This is a genomic window from Nitrospira sp. BLG_1 (assembly GCF_047338595.1).
GTDB lineage: Bacteria > Nitrospirota > Nitrospiria > Nitrospirales > Nitrospiraceae > Nitrospira_D.
Window position 1 is genome coordinate 1 of record NZ_JBLFBO010000135.1, and the last position, 1,171, is coordinate 1,171.

Below are 1,171 nucleotides of genomic sequence, written 5' to 3' on the forward strand. Positions count from 1 at the left end.
TGACCGGAATCCGGATCGTTTCGGACAACAGCACTGCAGATACACGCAGTTACGAATGGCAAGGATTATGCTTCTTCGTGACGCGCCGGTGCCATGACTGCTCCTCGAATGATCTTGCCAGACCGCTTCTACATGGTCACGCGCCGGTGCGCGCAGCGCCAATTCCTATTGTGTCCCGGCCCGGATGCCAATCAGATCTTCCAATACTGTCTCCTTGAATCGGCAATACGATGGGATATCACGGTGCTGTTACCATGCGTGCTCTCCAATCACCATCATACCGTGATCTATGACCGGCACGGTCACGTCATCGAATTCATTCAGCACTTTCACAGCTTGCTTGCGCGCAGCATGAACGCACTTCGCGGTCGATGGGAGAACTTCTTTTCGACGGAAGAGCCGTGCCTTGTAGAGTTGGTCGACCGCAACGATATCCTCGACAAGCTGACTTATTCGGCGACAAATCCTGTCAAGGATGGTTTGGTCGAGCGCGTGGCGGATTGGCCGGGCGTCAATGGTCTCGATGCGTTGCTTTCCGGGCGTTCCGTCAAAGTGGAGCGCCCTGAGAAGTTTTTTCGTGACGACGGTGCAATGCCCTGCGAGGTCGAGCTTACCTTTCACATTCCCGAAGGTACTCGACAAATCCCCGACGTCCCGGCGTTTCTAAACGAGTTGCGCGATTCGGTGGTACGCGCGGAAGCTGGGTTTGCGCGACAACGCGCGGAAAGCGGGAAACGTGTCCTTGGACGTCGCCGCGTCCTACGGCAATCGTGGTGTGACTCTCCGATGAGTCATGAGTCTCGCCGCAACCGGCGTCCTCGGATAGCGGCGCGAAGTACCAGGTCGCGCATACAGGTGCTTCAGCGCAATCAGATCTTCATCGATGCGTATCGCAAGGCGCGAAAACTATGGCTGGCCGGCCTGGAGGCGATTTTTCCAGCGGGAACGTTCTGGTTGCGCCGCTTTGCAGCTGTCCAAGTCGCCGAAGCGCCCGCAGCGTTCAGCATTTCAAACCAACTTTAGCTTTGATCATGGTGTGCCAGCGCAAACTCAGTGGCACTTGCGTTGCGGCGTGGATCAATTGAATGTTGGGTGGGCTTTGGAAGCGCGGCCGGACGGACGCCGCTTCAAACGGTGCTGTCGTATCGCCTCTTGATCCAGCATGACTCCA

1 protein-coding gene is annotated in these 1,171 nt (G+C 56.8%); it reads left to right on the forward strand.

Translation table 11 applies throughout. From position 1 onward, the window contains the following. The first annotated feature begins 93 nt into the window (after positions 1–93). Positions 94–1,023: a transposase gene (locus ACMTNU_RS20740; protein WP_413937185.1), complete on the forward strand. Its 930-nt coding sequence runs from the start codon at positions 94–96 to the stop codon at positions 1,021–1,023. Positions 1,024–1,171: the final 148 nt, after the last annotated feature.

What these genes read in the sequence shown, in the direction of transcription:
- ACMTNU_RS20740 (WP_413937185.1), top strand. Translation starts at nt 94, where the DNA reads ATGACTGCTCCTCGAATGATCTTGCCAGACCGCTTCTACATGGTCACG.